The organism is Polaromonas sp. P1_G1, assembly GCF_056405595.1.
Window position 1 is genome coordinate 1 of sequence record NZ_JBFUBU010000287.1, and the last position, 371, is coordinate 371.

Consider the following 371-nt stretch of genomic DNA (forward strand, 5'->3'; position numbering starts at 1 on the left):
GGCTCGGAAGATGCGTTGGCCCTGCTGCGAACGCTCTTCGTCTCCTCTTGGCTTATTGACGACTTCATGGCTGAGAACGACTTTTTCGGCGCTACAACCCTACTGCTTTCTAGCGCCTCCAGCAAAACGGCGTACGGCACCGCCTTTCAACTGAGCCAGCGGCCGGGCGTCGAGGTGATCGGCCTCACGTCGCCCGGCAATCGCGCATTCTGCGAAAGCTTGGGCTGCTACAGCCGTGTCCTCACGTATGACGAACTCGAACAGGTGCCGGCCGACACTCGCTGCGTCTATGTCGACTTCGCGAGCAACGCGGACTTGCGTCGACACATTCACACCCGCTTCGGCGATCTCAAGTACAGCTGCCCTATAGG

Annotated in this window: 1 protein-coding gene; it reads left to right on the top strand. The window is 59.8% G+C overall.

The window, feature by feature from the left end; all coding sequences use genetic code 11:
* Positions 1-371, top strand: a 371-nt coding sequence (locus AC1D1Y_RS26880; RefSeq protein WP_477685022.1) for a DUF2855 family protein, incomplete at both ends; no start/stop codon positions are given.